The 17,333-nt window shown below is 69.4% G+C and carries 15 protein-coding genes; 10 read left to right on the top strand and 5 right to left on the bottom strand.

The window, feature by feature from the left end; translation table 11 throughout:
• Nucleotides 1-2: 2 nt before the first annotated feature.
• The 3 genes from ACWF94_RS05365 to ACWF94_RS05355 are packed head-to-tail and all read right to left on the bottom strand — an operon-like array spanning nucleotide 3 to nucleotide 2,780.
• Nucleotides 3-1,070: a hypothetical protein gene (locus tag ACWF94_RS05365; RefSeq protein WP_453484893.1), complete on the bottom strand. Its 1,068-nt coding sequence runs from the start codon at nucleotides 1,068-1,070 to the stop codon at nucleotides 3-5.
• A 10-nt stretch (nucleotides 1,071-1,080) separates the two neighbouring features.
• Nucleotides 1,081-2,058: a dimethylarginine dimethylaminohydrolase family protein gene (locus ACWF94_RS05360; RefSeq protein ID WP_453484891.1), complete on the bottom strand. Its 978-nt coding sequence runs from the start codon at nucleotides 2,056-2,058 to the stop codon at nucleotides 1,081-1,083.
• Nucleotides 2,055-2,780 (bottom strand): phosphatidylserine decarboxylase, encoded by a 726-nt coding sequence (locus tag ACWF94_RS05355; protein WP_453484889.1) that lies wholly within the window; start codon nucleotides 2,778-2,780, stop codon nucleotides 2,055-2,057. Before ACWF94_RS05355 ends, ACWF94_RS05360 begins: the two co-directional genes overlap by 4 nt.
• Before the next feature lie 511 nt (nucleotides 2,781-3,291).
• Between ACWF94_RS05355 and ACWF94_RS05350 the strand changes: the two genes are divergently transcribed.
• From ACWF94_RS05350 to ACWF94_RS05325, 6 genes are all read left to right on the top strand, one after another.
• Nucleotides 3,292-4,011, top strand: coding sequence for a phosphatidylserine decarboxylase (locus tag ACWF94_RS05350; RefSeq protein ID WP_453484888.1), 720 nt, complete (start codon nucleotides 3,292-3,294; stop codon nucleotides 4,009-4,011).
• A gap of 92 nt (nucleotides 4,012-4,103) precedes the next feature.
• Nucleotides 4,104-5,135 (top strand): hypothetical protein, encoded by a 1,032-nt coding sequence (locus tag ACWF94_RS05345; protein ID WP_453484886.1) that lies wholly within the window; start codon nucleotides 4,104-4,106, stop codon nucleotides 5,133-5,135.
• Nucleotides 5,136-5,198: 63 nt separating this feature from the next.
• Nucleotides 5,199-6,224, top strand: a complete 1,026-nt coding sequence (locus tag ACWF94_RS05340) for an ABC transporter six-transmembrane domain-containing protein (protein WP_453484885.1) — start codon at nucleotides 5,199-5,201, stop codon at nucleotides 6,222-6,224.
• Nucleotides 6,221-8,104 carry a DegT/DnrJ/EryC1/StrS family aminotransferase gene (locus ACWF94_RS05335; RefSeq protein ID WP_453484883.1) on the top strand — a complete coding sequence of 628 codons (1,884 nt, stop codon included), beginning with the start codon at nucleotides 6,221-6,223 and terminating at the stop codon, nucleotides 8,102-8,104. The genes ACWF94_RS05340 and ACWF94_RS05335 overlap by 4 nt, the downstream gene beginning before the upstream one ends.
• Nucleotides 8,101-8,784 carry an acetyltransferase gene (locus tag ACWF94_RS05330; protein ID WP_453484881.1) on the top strand — a complete coding sequence of 228 codons (684 nt, stop codon included), beginning with the start codon at nucleotides 8,101-8,103 and terminating at the stop codon, nucleotides 8,782-8,784. The genes ACWF94_RS05335 and ACWF94_RS05330 overlap by 4 nt, the downstream gene beginning before the upstream one ends.
• A complete protein-coding gene (locus ACWF94_RS05325) occupies nucleotides 8,781-9,590 on the top strand; it encodes a methyltransferase domain-containing protein (protein ID WP_453484879.1) in 810 nt (269 codons plus the stop codon). Before ACWF94_RS05330 ends, ACWF94_RS05325 begins: the two co-directional genes overlap by 4 nt.
• Nucleotides 9,591-9,686: 96 nt before the next feature.
• Here ACWF94_RS05325 and ACWF94_RS05320 read toward each other — a convergent pair whose 3' ends face one another.
• Both ACWF94_RS05320 and ACWF94_RS05315 read right to left on the bottom strand, forming a co-directional pair.
• Nucleotides 9,687-10,235, bottom strand: coding sequence for a TrmH family RNA methyltransferase (locus ACWF94_RS05320; RefSeq protein ID WP_453484877.1), 549 nt, complete (start codon nucleotides 10,233-10,235; stop codon nucleotides 9,687-9,689).
• Between the two features lie 85 nt (nucleotides 10,236-10,320).
• Nucleotides 10,321-10,941, bottom strand: a complete 621-nt coding sequence (locus ACWF94_RS05315; protein WP_453484911.1) for a class I SAM-dependent methyltransferase — start codon at nucleotides 10,939-10,941, stop codon at nucleotides 10,321-10,323.
• A 230-nt stretch (nucleotides 10,942-11,171) separates the two neighbouring features.
• Here ACWF94_RS05315 and ACWF94_RS05310 point away from each other — a divergent pair, with 230 nt between their 5' ends.
• The 4 genes from ACWF94_RS05310 (at nucleotide 11,172) to fabF (ending at nucleotide 17,296) form a co-directional block, all read left to right on the top strand.
• Nucleotides 11,172-12,788, top strand: coding sequence for a class I adenylate-forming enzyme family protein (locus ACWF94_RS05310; protein ID WP_453484875.1), 1,617 nt, complete (start codon nucleotides 11,172-11,174; stop codon nucleotides 12,786-12,788).
• Complete coding sequence (locus ACWF94_RS05305) at nucleotides 12,785-14,038, top strand: aldehyde dehydrogenase family protein (RefSeq protein ID WP_453484873.1); 1,254 nt, start codon at nucleotides 12,785-12,787, stop codon at nucleotides 14,036-14,038. The genes ACWF94_RS05310 and ACWF94_RS05305 overlap by 4 nt, the downstream gene beginning before the upstream one ends.
• Nucleotides 14,031-15,821 (top strand): thiamine pyrophosphate-binding protein, encoded by a 1,791-nt coding sequence (locus tag ACWF94_RS05300; protein WP_453484871.1) that lies wholly within the window; start codon nucleotides 14,031-14,033, stop codon nucleotides 15,819-15,821. The genes ACWF94_RS05305 and ACWF94_RS05300 overlap by 8 nt, the downstream gene beginning before the upstream one ends.
• Before the next feature lie 191 nt (nucleotides 15,822-16,012).
• Nucleotides 16,013-17,296 (top strand): beta-ketoacyl-ACP synthase II, encoded by a 1,284-nt coding sequence (fabF, locus tag ACWF94_RS05295; protein ID WP_453484869.1) that lies wholly within the window; start codon nucleotides 16,013-16,015, stop codon nucleotides 17,294-17,296.
• Nucleotides 17,297-17,333 lie beyond the last annotated feature (37 nt).

The following is a 17,333-nucleotide window of genomic DNA, read 5'->3' as shown; positions in this document are numbered from 1 at the left end:
CCTCACCCGCCCACCGGGGACGGGGACGCGAGCTGCCGTTCCCGTCCGCCGTCGGAGCCGCTCGCGGCGGAGTCGCACAGCTCGGCGGCCGACGCGGCCAGTTCGCGGGCGCTCAGTCCGGCCAGGATGTCCTGGCCCGCCTGGAGGCCGATCCGTACGGCGTCGGCGTCGGCGCTGGCGCCGTCACCGTCATCGGGGAAGTTGGCCAGGACCGTGCGCGCGAGTTCGTAGAGGAAGGCACGGCGGTACAGCGCGCGCGACCAGAACTGTTCCGAGCGTACGGCCGGACCCGCCTTCTCGGGCCGGGCGGCCGGGGGCAGTTCGTGCAGCCCCCGGAAGAAGCCCTCGGCCAGGACGTCGCCCACTTCCTCGGCCGCCGCCCGCTTGGCCGGGTCGCGGGTGCCCTCGTCGACGGCCACCTGCCGTACGTCGCCGAGCCGCCCGACCTCGCGGCGGCACAGCGCCGGCCACATGAAGAACCAGTCCTCGTTGTAGATGTCCGGGAACACCCCGGCGTACCCGGTGCGGACGGCCAGGCAGTTCCCGGAGACGAACGGGGTGACCAGGGAGGCGCGGCCGAGCACCTTGTAGAGCATGGAGTGGTCGGCGACCCCGACGGAGCGCCGGCCGACGATGGTGTATCCGTCGAGCGCGGCGACCATCGCCAGCAGATCGGCCGCGGTCACATCGACGTCGTCGTCGATGAAGACGACCGCGCCGTAGCCGCCCTCCCTGGCGGCCGAAAGACCGCTGTTGCGTTTGGCGGCCAGGTCGGGATGGGGGGTGGTGAAGGTGCGTCCGGCACTCGGGTAGGGGCCGATCCGCTGCTGGAGCCCCGGCCGGTCGGGCAGTCCCTCCGGCAGGTCCTCGGGGACGGTCGCGAGCAGCAGGGCGTCGTAGTGGACGGGGAGCGAGCCGACCTGACGCCGGACCCGCTCCGGGCGCCCCTTGGTCGGCACGACGACCAGCACCCGGTCCGGGCCGGCCGTCCGGGACGTCGCCGGGGCCCCGGCGACGTCCTCCAGCAGTAGCGAATGGTCGGGGAGCGCCGCTGTGGTGATCACTGACATCCGTTCTCCCTCACATCAGGGCGAGGCTGTACGAGAACCGGTTGAGGTGCATCACCATGCACGACAGCAGCGCACCGCTCTTGAAGTACTCGTCGATGTTCACCAGCACCAGCTCGAAGCCCTGCTGGCTGACGATCCGCTCCAATTCGTCGAGCTTGGTCTTCTCCTCCGTGTACGCGTCGGTGCCCGCCTTGAGGTCGTGCAGACAGGAGGAGTTGATGATGGTCTTCCCGGACCGCACCGAATTGCAGATGCCGGAGAAGGACGCTTCCTCGCTGACCGGGATGATCTCGGTGTGCTTCTCCAGCTCGGCCAGTTCCGCGTGGCTGTAGGCGTCGGTGTAGACGAGGGTGGAGCTTTCGGTGATCGGGAAGACACTGCAGTCCAGGTGGTAGAGATGAGGGTTGTTCATCTCCAGCTTCACGACCTGGGCGTCGTACTCCCGCTCGAACCATTCATACGCGGCGCGTTCCGAACGCTGGCCGTGGCCGCCGACGTAGACGTTGTCGTGCAGATGCTTGAGGTCGGCCTCGCCCTCGAACCGGTGGGGACAGACGGTCGCCTTGTATCCCATGCCGGTGAAGTAGTCCACGCCGACCGGGGTCTCGCCACGGCGCGGCTCGGAGGTGAAATTGGAGACGACCACATCGCGTACGCCCGGCAGATGCGTCGGGACGATGCCCAGATTCGCCGTGTAGACGAGGTCCTGGAGGCCCGTGGTCCGGGGAGTGGGCAGCACATAGACCAGGGCGCCGGCGCTCAGTACCGAGAACAGTTCGAGGAACTGGACCATGGCCCGGCCCCGGTCGATCTCCCGGTCGCTCTCGGAGAGTTCTTCCATCCAGACGTTGTTCGGCACTTCGCTGGACAGCGAGAACGGCGCGTTCACCACAAACGCGGGGTAGTCCAGATGGCTGGGGTTCTGCGGCGGTTCGGCCGCTCCGGATGATGCGCTGTCCGTGCGGGCCCGGTCGTTCGTGACTGTCATATTTCCTCCGCTTTCGGTTGAACCGCGAAATTCTTCCGCACGCGCACCAAGGGGTCGATGCCTGCCTTGATATGCCAGCCGTCCGGCTGGACCGGTTCCCAGGTGTATCGATCGCTCAGCGGTATGACGAGTTCCACCTGGGAGCCGTATCGGATCTGGGAGAAGCGCTCTCCCTGGAGGTACGACGAGTTCTGCTTGAGGCGGTAGGGGAGGATGCAGTCCACGTCGTAGTCGGCGATCTGGAGGATGTAGTAGTTCTCGCCCAGCCTCGGCGAGTGCACCTCGCTGATCATCCGCTGATTGTGCTGGAGATATCCCGCCGACCCGAAGTCGATGCGCAGGTCCTCCAGAATGGAGTTCTCCATCGCTATCATCGGCCGGTTGTACGTGGCGATGGGCTCGGCCAGCCGGTAGGACAGATAGCCGCTGTACGGCACCCGGTTGGTGTGGACGTCGAAGAACGTCATGAAGATGCCGATGACCAGGCTGTCCCGCTGGTAATCGGGGTCGCGCAGAGCCTGTTGAAGGGTGTAGTCCACACTCTTCAGATCGATGACCTGCTCATCCGCGCGCACCACCTTCTGGTAGAGGATGATGCCGTCCGCGGGTGAGTAGAAGAAGTCGGGGTCGACGAACCGCGGACGCCGTGGATCGCGGAAGAAATAGTTCTCCGCCAGCCAGCTCGGCGACTTGTCGCCCAGCTCTTTTACTTCGCTTGCCACCCATTCTTCGATGCTTTGCGCCATCACGTCCTCTGTTCCGTCGGCCCGATCGGGCAGAGTGCCGTGCCGTGTTCTGTAGCCGACCTGATGCACCGCGCGCTGATGCGCCGTGCTTATACACCGTGCCGATGCACCGTGTTGATGCGCCGTACTGATGCGCCGTACTGGTGCACCGTGCGCTGATGCGCCGTCGGATACCTGGGGCACCTCGCCCCGTCTGTCGAGAGGTGCCTCACAAAGGCAGACAGCAAGGGCGGGGCGGCGCCGTACGCGGTTTGGGTGCGCAGGTCTCGCTGGTCAGCGGCGGCCGGTCCACATTCTTGCTGTGCGCTAAAACTGGCAAGCGGCCGGATGGCATGTCAATCCTCTGGCAGGAAGCTGTCAGACGATTGACACGTGATTGTCCGCCTGGGTAGAACGGCGCTGAGGCGTCAAGGACGCCCACGGGAGCGGTTCTCCCTTTCAGGGAGTCAAGGGAGTCATCCTAAAATACCGGCCAGGGGGTTGGGATATGGCAAAACCGCTGAAAGATTGGGTGGAGAGCGAAGTCCTGAGACTCGACGAGCGGTCGCCCACATGGCTGTCCGACGTCTATTTCTTCCGTGACCCGAGCCGTCGGCGGGTCATCGACGCATCGTATTTCTTCTCGCCGGCCGATGGTGTGCTGCTCTACCAGAAGACGGTCAAGCCGACGGAACCCATCGTCGACATCAAGGGCGTCCCCTATACCCTGCGCGATGCGCTCCGCGATCCGGAGTACGACAAGGAGAGCCTGGTCATCGGCATCTTCATGACGTACTTCGATGTGCATGTGAACCGGATTCCCTACCGCGGCATCCTGTCCTATCGGGAACTGCCGCCGATCCACACCTACAACCGGCCGATGCTCGATGTCGAGAACAGCCTGCTGTACGACCTCAGGGTGGATGTCTCCGACGCGCAGTATCTGCGGCCCAACCAGCGGATGGTGAACCGCGTCTACGCCCCGGCGCTCGGGCAGTCGTACTACCTGCTCCAGATCGCCGACTACGACGTCAGCTGCATCACGCCGTTCCGGCTCGGGCAGAACATCCCGGTGCACCAGGGCGCCCGGTTCTCGCAGATCCGGTACGGCTCCCAGGTCGATCTGGTCATACCGCTCTCCGAGAAGTACCGGCTGACACCGGTTCACCGGGACTCGGACCATGTACAGGCCGGACTGGACGAACTGGTGCGTGTCATACGGACCTGACGGATCACTGGGCCGGCCTCGTCCGGCCGGTCCGGACAGGGGGCCTCATGGTGACGGACCTCAGTGGGACGGGAGAGAAGGGCATTTCCGATATGAGTACGGCCGGCCTCCAGCTTCCGCCGCGGTACTGGGCGCGCACGCTGCTCGCCGATGACGCGGCGGTCTGGCAGAACCTGATCGAACACTACGAGGAAGTCCAGGAATCCGATGTCAGCTACTACCCGGAGGAATTCCTGGAGGAGGTGCTGGACGGAAAGGTCGACCCCTGGACCGACACCCGGGCGGTGTTCCACGAGGACCGGCTCGTCGGATACGCCGTCGTCCGCAACAAGACCGATGGAGTCGACCGGCAGATACTGACCATCGAGGGTCTGGTCGACCCCCGGGACCACGGCCGGGGAATCGGCGGATATCTCATCGACTGGTCCAAGCGCCGGGTGCGGGAACGGCACCGGACGGTCGGCCACCGCCGGGAGTCGGCCGCCGTGGTGTGGGCACCGGAACAGAACGCCTCCTTGCGGTCACTGGCGGAACACCATGGGTTCCGGGCCACGCGCTGGTGGTACGAGATCACCTGCCGGCTGGATTCCACCCCCGCACTCGCCGTCCCCGAACTACGGGAGGGATTCGAACTGCGGGTGCTGCGGCCCGCCGACATGGTCCGGCTCCGCGAGGCGCACAACGCCAGTTTCGAGGACCAGCGCGAGGACGGCCGGGTGTCCCCGGAGCGATGGCTTGAGGATTTCGAGAGCGATCCGCTCTTCCGCCCGGATATGTCCTACCTCATAGTGGACGGCTCCCAGACGATCGTGTCGTACGTCCTCACCCAGGAGAATTCCTGGGAGGAGTACGGGGCGCGGGTGCGGGAGTTGCGCATCAACTATCTGGGCACCCCGCCCGCCTGGCGCGGCCGGGGATTCTTCCGGCACCTGACGGCCGCCGTGGATCTGCGGGCCAGGGAGGAGAATTTCGACTACATCGGATTCACGGTGGACTCCAAGAATCCGACGGGTGCGCTCAAGGTCTTCGAGCGCGCGAACATGTTCGACTGGGACCGCGACGACTGGGAGTGCTGGATCGGCTATACGTCCGTTCTTCCCCAACTGACGGGACTGCTACGGTAGGACGCATCGCTCGGGCCGAGCCGTAAGAGATCAACCATGCCGGTTCGGAAGGGAAAATAAACGGTGAGCACGACGGAATCAGAGGTTCCGGCGTCCAGCGTCCTGCGCCGCGTTTATCGCAAGTACCGCAGCAAAGTGTGGCTGACATACAGCCTGGTGGTCCTTGAGGAAGCATTCAATCTGCTCTACCCCTTCGCCATAGGCATCGCCATCGACGGACTGCTCGACGACAATCCGGCGCGCATCATCCCGTTCGTGGCGATCTGGGCCGTCCATGCCGTGGTCGGACTGCTGCGGCAGTGCTATGACACCCGCGTCTTCACCAGCATGTACGCGAGCCTGGCCGCCGATGTGGTGCTGGAGCAGCGCAGAGAGGGGCTCTCCGACTCGGTCATCGTGGCGCGTTCCACACTGTCGCGGGAGTTCGTCGAATTCGCCGAAACACATATCCCTTCCATCATCTCCGGTCTGCTCGCCATCGTCGGCTCGCTGGTCATGCTGTTCACCTACAGCGTGGAGAGCGCCTTCTACTGCGTTCTGCTGATCGTGCCGATCGTGGCGGTGAACTGGTGGTACGCGGGACGGGCCTATGCACTGAGCCGCGAGCTGAACGATCAGCAGGAACGCGAGGTGGACGTCCTCACCTCCGGGAGCGAGCAGAGCATAAGGCGCCACTACGGGCTGCTGCGCAAATGGGAGATCAAACTCTCGGACGCGGAGGCGAAGAACTGGGGCACGCTGGAGGTCTTTGTCATCGTGCTGTGCGTCCTGGTGTTCTTCCAGGCCACTTCGTCCCCGGAGGCCCAGGCGGGGACCATCTTCGCCGTCATCTCCTATGTCCGCACCTATACGGAGAGCCTGGACACGCTCCCGGACATCATTCAGGACCTCGCCCGTCTCATCGACATCAGACGGCGTATCGCCCCCAACGCCCCCGGTACGCCCGGGGACCCCGGAGCCGCCGCAGCCACCGGAGCCGCGGACGAGTCCGGCGCGGAGCGCCCCGGCTCCGGCCCCCCGCCGCCGCCGCCCCTTCCGACACCTCCCTCAATCGACGACGCCAAACCACAGAAGGGTGGACCGACGTGACCGATTCGGGTCCTCTGGTCAGCGTCCTCATGCCGTGTTTCAACCGGCCGTATCTGATGGAGAACCGGTCGATCCCCTCGGTGCTGGCGCAGACCCACCGCGCCTGGGAACTGGTCGTGGTCAGCGACGGCCTGGACAACCACCCGGTCCGCGCCGCGGTGCGGAGCTTCGGCGACAGCCGGATCAGATACGCCGAGATTCCCCGCCCCGACTACACGGGGCTCGACCGCACCCGGCGCTGGTACATCGCGGGCGCCGCCGCCCGCAACCACGCGGAGCGGCTCGCCACCGGCGAGATCATCGCCCTGCTGGACGACGACGACGCCTTTGAGCCCAACCATCTGGCGGACTGTGTACGGATGCTGACGGAGACCGGCGCCGATCTCTGCTATGGCCTGGTGCGGCTGTACGACGCCAACCTCGGGGAGTACCGGGACTCGTACGAGCCCTGGGACGCCCCCGGCACCCTCGGGGCGTTCCTCACCGAGAACGTGCTCTACACCCCGAGCGTCGCCTACCGGGCGAAGTGGAAGGAGCCCCCGTACCCCACCGACGGCGAGCGGGCCGCCGACCACGGGAAGTGGCTCGCGATGCACGCGGCGGGCGCGGTGTTCACCGGCACCGAGGCCGCGCAGGCCGTGTACTACGGGGACAGCTTCGACGGTGTCCTGCGGCTGACCACCCCCGGCGTCCCGCCCACCGAGCCCGTGCAGCAGGCCGTGCGCGGTCTCACCCGCACCCGGGGGCTCACCGGGCCCGGCCCGTACACCACCGAACTGGAGTCCGCGCTCGCCGACCGACTGGGCGTCGCCGCGGCCGTCGCCGTACCGGACGCGGCGGCCGGGCTCGAACTGGCGCTGCGCGCGGTCACCGAACTCCGCCCGGGCCGACCGGAGGTGGTGGTGCCGAGCTACGCGCCCGCCGCCACCGCCGACGCCGTACTGCGCGCGGGGCTCACGCCCGTGCTGTGCGATGTCGAGCCCCTGACGCTGACCATGACGGCCGACACCGCCGGCCCCTGGATCTCCCCGCGCACCGCCGCGCTGCTGCCCGTGCATGTCCATGGCATCCCCTGCGATCCCCGGCCCCTGCGGGAGCTGGCCACCGCGCACGATCTGCTGCTCGTCGGCGACGCCGGGCCCGCCCTGGGGGCGTCCACCGTGGACGGACCCACCGGTTCGGCCGGGGACTTCGAGGTCTTCGGTTTCGGCGAAGGGACCCCGCTGTGCTGTGGCGAGGGAGGGGCCGTGGTCTGCCGGGATCCCGAACTCGCCGCGCTGCTGCGCGAGCCGGCGGCCGGGCGTACGGAGTCGACCCGCGCGGGGGCCATGGGCCGTGCCGGGTACGCCGGGCCCCGGCTCACGGAGTTCGCGGCGGCCGTGGCGGTGGCCGGACTGCCGCTGCTCGATTCCTGGCTGGCCGCCCGGCGTACGGCCGCCGAGCGGTACCGCGAACTCCTGGCGGCGGTGCCGGAGCTGCGGGTGGTGGGCCCGCACCCCGGTTCCGACTCCGGCCCGGACATCGGACCCGACGCCAGCCCGCACCCCGGACCCGACGCCAGCCCGCACACTCGACCCGGCACCGACGGGCGGCGGCCCAGCTGGGCTGACCTCACCCTGCTCACCCCGTCCGTCGCGCTGACCGCCCGGATCGTCACCCGGCTGGCCGACCACCGGATCGCGACCGGCACCCGCCATCAGCCGCTGCACCGCTCCCCCGTGCACGCCCGCCATGCCGCCGGGCCGCTGCCGGTCGCCGACGCGGTCGCCGGGCGGGTCGTCAATGTGCCCATCGGCCAGGAGATCCCCGATGAGTCCATCGTCCTGGTGGCCGGAGTGCTGCGCCATGAACTGGCTGCTGCGGACAGGGGGTTCGCATGATCCACCACGCACCGGAACGGCTCGTGGTGTTCGGCGCGGGCGGACACGGCCGGGAGATCGTGGAGGCCGTCCTGGCCATCAATGCCGTACGGCCCCGCTGGCAGCTGCTCGGCGTCCTCGACGACACCGAACCGTCCGCCGGGGAACTGCGCGGACTGGGCACGGAGTTCCTCGGCCCGACCTCCCGTATCCGCTCGCTCGACGCGCGGTACGTCATCGGCATCGGCGACGGGGCGGTCCGGCGGCGGCTGGATCTGATGGCCGCGCACTCGGCGCGGCCGGCCACCCCGATCGTGCATCCCACCGCGTCGGTCGGCCGCCGGGTGACGCTCGGCCCGGGCTGCTATGTCGCGGCGCACGCCACCGTGACCACCAACTGTGTGCTCGGCCGGCACAGCCATGTCAACGTCGGCGCCTCGGTCAGCCACGACAACGTCATGGGCGCTTACTGCACCCTCGCCCCCGGCACCCGGCTGGCGGGGCGCGTGGTGACGGACGACGGAGTCACCCTCGGCCTCAACAGCGCGGTCCTGCCGGGCGTACGGCTCGGTGCGTGGAGCGTGGTCGGCGCCGGGGCGACCGCGCTGCGCGATGTCCCGGCAAGGTCCGTCGTCATCGGCACTCCGGCCCACCCGATCGAGGAAGCGACCCGGACCACACCAGGAGTGAGAGGACAATGAGCGAACTCGCGGACGGCTCGTCAGCCCATGCCCCCACCACTGCCCAGGCACCCGACTCCCCTACCACTGCCCAGGCACCCGAATCCCCCACCGCGTCCACCCGGGCACCCGCGTCCACCCGGGCGCCGGACTCCCCCGCACCGAACGGCGAGATCTACAGCGACGCCTTCTACTCCGACATCGAGCAGGGCTCCCTGCGCTCGGCCCGGGTGATCGTCCCGCTGGTCACCGCCGTGCTGTCACCCGGATCCGTTGTCGACGTCGGCTGCGGTACGGGGGTGTGGCTCGCGGAGTTCGCCAGGCACGGCGCCGGCCGTATCTCCGGCTTCGACGGCGAATGGGTCGCCGGGGAACGCCTCCGTATCCCCGCCGACCGGTTCCGCGCCATCGACCTCGCCGAGGCGGGCGACCATCTGGAGCGGCACGATCTGGCCGTCTGCCTGGAGGTCGCCGAGCATCTGCCGGCGAGCGAGGCGGACCGGCTCATCGGCGCGCTGACCGCGAGCGCGCCCGCGGTGCTCTTCTCGGCGGCGATCCCCGGCCAGGGGGGCGTGGGCCATGTCAATGAGCAGTGGCTCGACTTCTGGGCGGAGAAGTTCACCGCCCGGGGCTACCGCTGCTTCGACTTCATTCGCGGCCAGGTCTGGGACAACGAGGAGGTGGAGCCCTGGTACGCCCAGAATGTGGTGCTCTTCGCCGACGAGGCGACGGCGGCGGGCCGCCTCGGTGACCTCCCCCCGGCGGGACTGCCCGTACGGGTCGTCCACCCCCGGGTCTTCCACAACGCGCTGGACGCCTGGGTATGAGGTACCGCCCGCATCCCCGCGACCCGCACCGCCAACGCCCGCATCCCCGCGACCCGCACCGCCCGCACTTGCACAGCTCGCCCGCACAGCACCGCGTCAGCCGGGTGCGTCGGTCTCCGGGAGGGACGTCCAGTCCTGGCGGCGGACCTCGTAGCAGCTCAGAGCGACGGCGGTGGCCACATTGAGCGAGCCGACCCGGCCGAGCTGTGGAATGAAGGTGACGGCGTCGCACAGGCTCAGACACTGGGCCGACAGCCCGCGGTCCTCGTTCCCGACGGCCACGCAGGTGCTGCCGGAGAGGTCCATCTCATGGATCGGCGCGGCCTCGTCGGCCAGTTCGAGGCCGACCAGGCGGTAGCCGTCGGCCCGGACCCGGCTCACGGCCTCCGTCAGCTCGGCGAAGACCTGGACATCCAGATAGCGGTCGGTGCCCATGGCCACCTTCTGCGCCTTGGCGTTACGGGGCGACGCGGTGGCCCCGACGAGATAGAGCCGCCCCACGCCGAACGCCGCCGCCGTACGCACGATGGAGCCGACGTTGAACGGTGACTGCACCCCTTCGAGCAGCAGCGCCAGCTGCGCCGAACTCTGTCTCTTCCAGGACCGATGCAAACGCTTGAGTTCGGTTCCCCTGAGCTGCTGCATTTCTCTCAATCCGTTAGGAGAGGTCAGTTGACCACTGGACTTGTCACCACTGGACTTATCACTGCTGAACTTGTCACTGCTGGACCTACGACTCCCGGTCAGCCGAATTCTGGACTTCGAGCAGTCGGTATCCACGATGGGACATCAGTCGCACCGCCGGAAAATCCTGTGCGTTCAGCCATTTCGCCAGGGAATCCGAGCCGAGGTGTTTCTGCACCACCAGATACGCGGTGCCGCCGGGCTGGAGCCGGGAAAGCCAGCGCCGGAGCATGGCGTGCATTTCCTCTTTGCCCACCCGGATCGGCGGATTGGAGTAGATCGTCCCGAACCGGACATCGTCCGGAACCTCGTCCGGCAGGCAGGCGGTCACATTCCCCAGACCCGCGCTCTCGGCGTTCTCCCGCACCAGCCCGAGCGCGCGCTCGTTCACATCCACCGCCCAGACGCGCAGCCGCTTGCGCCGCGACGCGAAGGTCAGCGCGATGGGCCCGTAACCGCAGCCCAGATCGAGGATGTCGCCACGGTTCCTGGGCAGCGGCGCGTTCTCCAGCAGCACCTTCGTACCCGCGTCGAGCCGGGAGTACGAGAAGACCCCGGTGTCGGTCCGCAGGTCGAGCCGCACATCGTCGAGTTCGACCCGGACCAGGCCGGGCCGGGAGGTCACCGCCGGGTCCGATGAGAAGTAGTGCCGGCCCTGGTCGGCCACTTCGGCCAACTCCTCTCCTGTTACGCACAGTGATCAGAGGGAGGGAGTCGCTGTGCGACGCACAGTTTACAGCGCGCTCGGCCACACCCCGAACGGGACCGGAAGCGGCAGGAATACCCGCCGCACAGCTCGCTGCACAACGTTACCGAATATTACCGCAGAGGGAGAACCGTCATGACCCGTCCGAACTGGGCAGCCCGCCGGGGAAAGGCGGGCATGTGGTGCGCCCTGTGAAATCCGAGATCATCACGGGCCGGCAGCGGTACTCCCTTTCCGAGGTGAAAGCGGCGGCGCTGAACGCTGCCGCGGAAATGGCCGACCGGGGCGTGCGAAGCGGTGACCGGGTCCTGCTCACCACGGATAATTCGGTCGACCACATCGTGGCATTACTCGCGCTGATACATCTCGACACCTCGATCGTGCTCGTGGACCACCACCGCACCCCGGACCGCCAGCGCGAGACCGCCACCCGGACCAGGGCGGCTTGGGTGGTCCACCACACCGCCGACACCGTCGCCGGCACAGTCGCGGAAGCCGCCGCCACCGGGCCGGGCCCGGCGTCCCTCCGCGTCGAGGAGCTGACCGCCGAGCGGAGCGGAGGCGCCAGGGGAGAGCTGCGTCAGGCCGACTGGTACGGCCGCCGGGACGCCCTGATCTGCTGGTCATCCGGCACCGCCGGCGAACCGAAGGCCGTGGTGCGCTCCGGCGCTTCGGTGCTGCGCAATATCGAGGCCACCGCGGACCGGATGAGCTATCGGCCCGACGATGTGCTGCTGCCGCTGCTGCCGTTCTCCCACCAGTACGGGCTGTCCATGGTGCTGTTGTGGTGGATGACGGAGTGCGCGCTCGTCGTCCCCTCGTCGTCCCGGCTGGACCAGGCCCTCGCCTGCGGCGCGGAGGCCGGGGTGACGGTGGTCGACGCGGCCCCGTCCACGTACCACGGCATCCTCAAACTGGTGGCCCGGCGGCCCGTACTCGGCGAGGGGCTGCGGCCGGTGCGGATGTTCTGCGTCGGCGGCGCCCCGCTCGGCCCCGGGCTCGCGCGGACCTTCCGCAGAGCCATGGGACGACCGCTGATCGACGGCTACGGCAGCACCGAGGCGGGCAATATCGCACTGGCCGTCCCGGAGAACGCGATCGGCTGCGGGCGCCCGGTCGACGGTGTCGAGCTGACCATCCGCACCGAGGCCGGTGCCCCGGCCCCGGCGGGCACGGTCGGCGAGATCTCCGTACGCACCCCCGGCCTGATGGCGGGCTATCTCACGGCGGACGGCGAGCTGGAACCACTGCCGCACGACCGCCACGACCGCAACGGCCGCTACGACACAGGGGACCTCGGCTATCGCGACACCGAGGGGAATGTCTTCGTCGTCGGACGGAAGAACGCCGTCCACCGGCTGGGCCACACCCTCTACCCGGAAGCGCTCGCCGCGGCGGCCGAGGTGTGCGGGCGCCCGGTCCGGGTCGTCCCGCTGCCCGACGAACGCCTCGGCAGCAGGCTCGTGTTCGTGGTCGAGGACGAGACCGGGCGCGACGCCCGGCACTGGCGCCGGCTGATGTCACCGGCCCTCGCCGCCCACGAGCAGCCGAACCAGGTCCTCACCGTCCCCCGGTTCCCGGTGAACCGGCGCGGCAAGACCGACCTGCGGCAGCTTGCGGACCTGGTGACCGCCGCGCTCACCTCCGTACCCCCTGCTCCCCCTCACCCCGACACCCCGGACCCGGACCCGGTCACCGGGGCGCTCACCTCCGTACCCCCTGCTCCCCCTGCTCCCCCTCACCCCGACGCCCCGGACGCGGCCGGTCCACCCGACAGCCTTCTCCCACCCAGGAGGGACCGATCATGAGCATCGACACCCAGTCCACCGTGACCACACCGCCGCTCCCCGGGCGGCTCGAAGCGATCGACTCCGTACTGGATTTCGTCCGTGCCGATCCCGCTCCCCTGCTGAAGATCCTGGTCGAGATATCCAATCACCGGACCGCGACGGCCGAGCTGGATTCGTTCACCGCGGCCCTGGAGGGGGCCCGGGAGGAGATCGCCGGGCATCGGCCCGGCCGGGTCGGCTCGGCCGCCGTCTTCATGCCGTCGAATGTGGTGCTGTACTCCTACGCCCTGCTGCTGCTCGTGCCCTCGCTCTATGTCGAGGAGCTGACGTTCCGCCCTTCGGGCCAGGTCGGGGACCAGACCCGCAGGATCCATGAACTGCTCGCCCCCGTCCACGGGCTGCCGATCCGTCTTGCGGAGCTGTCCCAGCGCGCGTTCGTCGAGGGACCGGCGGCGGAGGCGGACCTGGTGACGTTCACCGGCACGTACAAGAACGTCGAGACGATCCGCGCGGGTCTGCGGCCGGACCAGCTTCTGGTGTTCTTCGGCCAGGGGGTCAACCCCTTCGTCGTCGCGCGCGGCGCGGATCTGCGGCGGGCCGTCGAGGGCGCGGTCTCCGTCCGGATGTTCAACTCCGGCCAGGACTGCTACGGCCCCGATGTCTTCCTGGTGCACTCCGCCGATCTGGAGGCGTTCCTCGGCATGCTCTTCCGGGCACTGGGCGAACTGCGCTTCGGGGACTACGCGGACCCGGCCGCCGACTACGGCCCGGTCTACTACACGGCCGCGCTGGAGACCGCGTCGGAGCATCTGCGCCGGCACAGCAAGCGGATCGTGTACGGCGGCGAGGTCGACTTCCGGCAGCGGCGCGTGTCCCCGACCGTGCTGGTCTGGCCGTTCAGCGAGAACGGGCCGCTGGAGGAGATGTTCGCGCCGATCTTCAATGTCGTCCCGTACGACACGGTCGGACAGTTGCACCGGCGGCTGACATCGCCGTTCATGAACGAGCGGGCGATGGCCGCGATGGTCTACGGCGACGCACCCGAGACCGTCGAACTGCTCGCCCAGCGCCACTACACCTGTGTGAACAGGACCCTCACCGAGGCGGAGGACGGCAACCGCCCCTTCGGCGGGCACGGCATCATCGCCAACTACCTGGCGTACGGGGAGAAACGACTCGCCGTCCCCCTGCTGCTCTCCCAGGTGGTGGCCGAGCACTATCCCGCCGTGATCGCCCTGCGGGCGGACGGCGGTGGGCGCCGTGGCTGACACCACCGACAACCGCCCGTCGGGGACCCGGACGTACGCGGGTGCCTGGGAGGCCGTGGCCGACTTCCTCACCGCGTCAGACGTCGGCACGGTCTTCGGGCTGCCCGCCGACGATCTCGACCTGCTGCGCGCGCTGGCGGGCCCGGGTACCGGCACGGGCCCGGACACCGGCCGCCCGGACACCTACACCGACATCGCCATGATCCTCTGCCGCGACCAGCGCAACGCGATGTTCATGGCCACCGGCCATGCGCTGATGTCCGGCCGCCCCTCGGTCTGCGCGGTGGGCAAGGGTCCCGCCACCGCCAACGCCGTCGCCGGGCTGCTGGAGGCGAAGTACTCCGCCGCCCCGGTGCTGCTGCTCGCCGCCGGGACCGCCGACCGGCGGCGGGGCTCGGCCGCCTTCCAGGAGACCGACCAGCTCGCCCTGGTCGCACCGCTGGTGAAGTGGGCACACCGGGTGGACCACCCCGAGCGGCTGGTGCCCGCCCTGGAGAAGGCGCTGGCCGTGGCCGCGGGCCCGGTGCCGGGGCCGGTGTATCTCGAAGTGCCGGACCATCTGCTGGGCGCCGAGATCGTCCGGCGGCGGCCCTGGGCCGCTCCGCCACAGCTTCTGCGGCGCTACGACGCGGCGCGGACGGCGGGCCCCGCGCTGGACGCGGTCCGCGCGGCGCGCAGGCCCGTCCTGCTGGTCGGCGGCGGGGTACGGGGCGCCGAAGCGGGCCGCGAGGTGGCACGGTTCGCCGAACAGCTGGGCGCGGCCGTGTTCTGTACCGCGTCGGGCCGTGGCACCGTACGGGAGGACCATGAACTGTTCTGCGGGCTGTCCGGGCTCTACGCCCGGCCGGAGACCGAGGAGATCTGGCGGCGTACCGATCTGGTGATCGCCCTCGGCAGCAGACTGGAGGAGACGGCCGTCCACGGCTGGGACCGGCTGCCGGACGCGACCCCGGTCGTACAGATCAATGTCGACTCCGCGGAGTTCTCGGCGGAGTTCGCGGGCCCGAGAGTCATCGGCGACGCGGTGGGCACCATCACGGCGTGGTCGGAGCTGCTGCCGGGAACGCCCGCGTCGGAGTCGCCGCCGCCCGGTGCGCCCTCGGCCGGGAGCTGGCGGGCCGTGGTGGCCGGGGCGCGCGCGGCCATGGCCGCGGCGAGCGCGGCCGAACTGGCCCGTATGGCATCGACGGACCGGCTGCATGTCGCCGAGGTGCTCGCCGAGCTGAACTCCGTACTGCCCCCGGACCATGTCCTCGTGCAGGAGAACGGCCTCCAGGACATGTGGTCGTATCTCTATCCCTTCCACAGCACGGGCGCCCACGGCGGCTCGGTCGTGCCCTCCGAGCAGACGAGCCTCGGCTTCGGCGCCGCGGCGGCGGCCGGGGTCAAGGTCGCGGCGCCGGACCGTACGGTGGCCGCCTTCGTGGGCGACGGCGCCTTCGAACTGTTCCGCAGCGATCTCGCCACCCTGGCGGACGACGGCATCGGGGTGCTCTATGTGGTGCTGTGCAACGGCGGTTACGGCTGGCTCCAGTCCCAGCTCGGCACCGAGGGCCCGGCCGCGGCGCGCTACTCCTTCGTCCGCCGGGACGCCCCGGTCCCGGCACTCGTCGCCCGCCCCGGGGTACGCCAGGAGAGCATCGGCGCCAAGAAAGACCTGCTGCCCGCCCTGTCGCGGGCGCTCAGCGCGTGTGCGGCCGGCCGGGTGTGTGTGGTGTGGGTCCCGGTGGCGCTGGACGATGTCCCGCCGGGCATCGGTGACGCGGACGGAGTTCCGCAGTGAGCGACGAGGCGGGGCGGTGCGCGGAGAACCGGGACGCGAGCGAACGACAGGTCGGAGCGCGGCGAGGTGAGGACATGAGCGGCGTCAGGTCGGAGTTCAGCGAGGTGAGGACATGAGCGGCGTCAGGTCAGAGTGCGGCGAGGTGAGGACATGAGCGGTTACGGAGCAGAGCGTCGCGGCGAGGTGGGGCGATGAGCGGCATGACGGCGGCAGGGCACTCCGACCGGCTCCGCGCGGTGCGCAGACGGGTCGTCATCACCGGCCGCGGCGCGGTCACCCCGCTCGCGGTGACCGCCGACGGCACCTGGGCGGCGATGCTGGCGGGCCGCAGCGGCATCCGGGCGATCACCTCCTTCGACGCCTCCGACCTGCCCACGTCGATCGCCGGGCAGATCGAGGGGTTCGACCCCGGCGACTATGTGCCGCGCCGGGTCAGCCGCCGTATGGACACCTACGCGCAGTACGCGGTCGCCGCCGCCGCGCAGGCCGTCGCGTCGGCGGGGCTGAGCATCGGTGACCGCCTCGGGGACCGTACGGGGGTCGTCGTCGGCAGCGGTTACGGTCCCGTCCACACCAACCACGCGATGGTGCACACCCTGCGGGACAAGGGGCCCCGCTTTGTCACCCCGTACTCCCAGGTGACCGGCGCGATGGACAGCGCGGCCGGTGAGATCAGCATGCTGCTGGGCGCCCGTGGCCCGTCGCGGGCGATCTCCACGGCGTGTGCCTCGGGCGCCGACGCCATCGGCGAGGCGGTCCGCTGGATTCGCTTCGGCGTCACCGATGTCGCCATCGCGGGCGGCGCGGACGACTGCGTCACCCGGGCCGACATCGCCGGTACCGGCAACGCCGGGGCGCTGTCCGTACGGACCGGTGAACCGGACAAGGCGTCCCGGCCGTTCGACATCGACCGGGACGGGTTCGTGATGAGCGCGGGTGCCGGAATCGTGGTGCTGGAGGAGGCCGGTGCAGCGGTCGCCAGGGGTGCGCCCGTTCTCGGCGAGGTGATCGGCTATGCGGCGACCTCCGACGCGTACCACTGGACCGCGCCGCAGAAGGAGGGTGCCGGAATGAAACGGGCCATGCGCGAGGCGATCGAGGACGCGGGTATCGGCCCGGCGGACATCGGCTATGTCAATGCGCACGGGACGAGCACGCTGCTCAATGACGCGATCGAGTGCCAGGCGATCCGTGAGGTTCTCGGCGAGCATGCGACGACCATTCCGGTCAGTTCCACCAAGTCGATGACGGGCCATATGATCGGCGCGGCCGGCGCGGTCGAGCTGATTGCCGCACAGTCGGCGCTGACCACCGGATTCGTACCGCCGACCATCAATTGTGACAACCCGCTGGACCCGGAGATGAATTTCGTGCCGCACCGGCCCCAGCGGCGGGACGTACGGGTCGCGATGAGCAATTCCTTCGGCTTCGGCGGACACAACGCGGTCCTGATCGTGCGCCGCTGGGAAGAGTGACCCGGGGGCCCGGAGCGGGGCCGCGACAGCCCCGCCC

This window comes from Streptomyces sp. NPDC055078, assembly GCF_053607985.1.
The sequence above is the reverse complement of the archived record's forward strand: the minus strand, read 5'-3'. Positions and strand labels throughout refer to the sequence as shown.

What these genes read in the sequence shown, in the direction of transcription:
- ACWF94_RS05365 (WP_453484893.1), bottom strand. Translation starts at nt 1,070, where the DNA reads ATGTCAGTGATCACCACAGCGGCGCTCCCCGACCATTCGCTACTGCTG.
- ACWF94_RS05360 (WP_453484891.1), bottom strand. Translation starts at nt 2,058, where the DNA reads ATGACAGTCACGAACGACCGGGCCCGCACGGACAGCGCATCATCCGGA.
- ACWF94_RS05350 (WP_453484888.1), top strand. Translation starts at nt 3,292, where the DNA reads ATGGCAAAACCGCTGAAAGATTGGGTGGAGAGCGAAGTCCTGAGACTC.
- ACWF94_RS05345 (WP_453484886.1), top strand. Translation starts at nt 4,104, where the DNA reads ATGAGTACGGCCGGCCTCCAGCTTCCGCCGCGGTACTGGGCGCGCACG.
- ACWF94_RS05330 (WP_453484881.1), top strand. Translation starts at nt 8,101, where the DNA reads ATGATCCACCACGCACCGGAACGGCTCGTGGTGTTCGGCGCGGGCGGA.
- ACWF94_RS05325 (WP_453484879.1), top strand. Translation starts at nt 8,781, where the DNA reads ATGAGCGAACTCGCGGACGGCTCGTCAGCCCATGCCCCCACCACTGCC.
- ACWF94_RS05320 (WP_453484877.1), bottom strand. Translation starts at nt 10,235, where the DNA reads ATGCAGCAGCTCAGGGGAACCGAACTCAAGCGTTTGCATCGGTCCTGG.
- ACWF94_RS05305 (WP_453484873.1), top strand. Translation starts at nt 12,785, where the DNA reads ATGAGCATCGACACCCAGTCCACCGTGACCACACCGCCGCTCCCCGGG.
- fabF (WP_453484869.1), top strand. Translation starts at nt 16,013, where the DNA reads ATGAGCGGCATGACGGCGGCAGGGCACTCCGACCGGCTCCGCGCGGTG.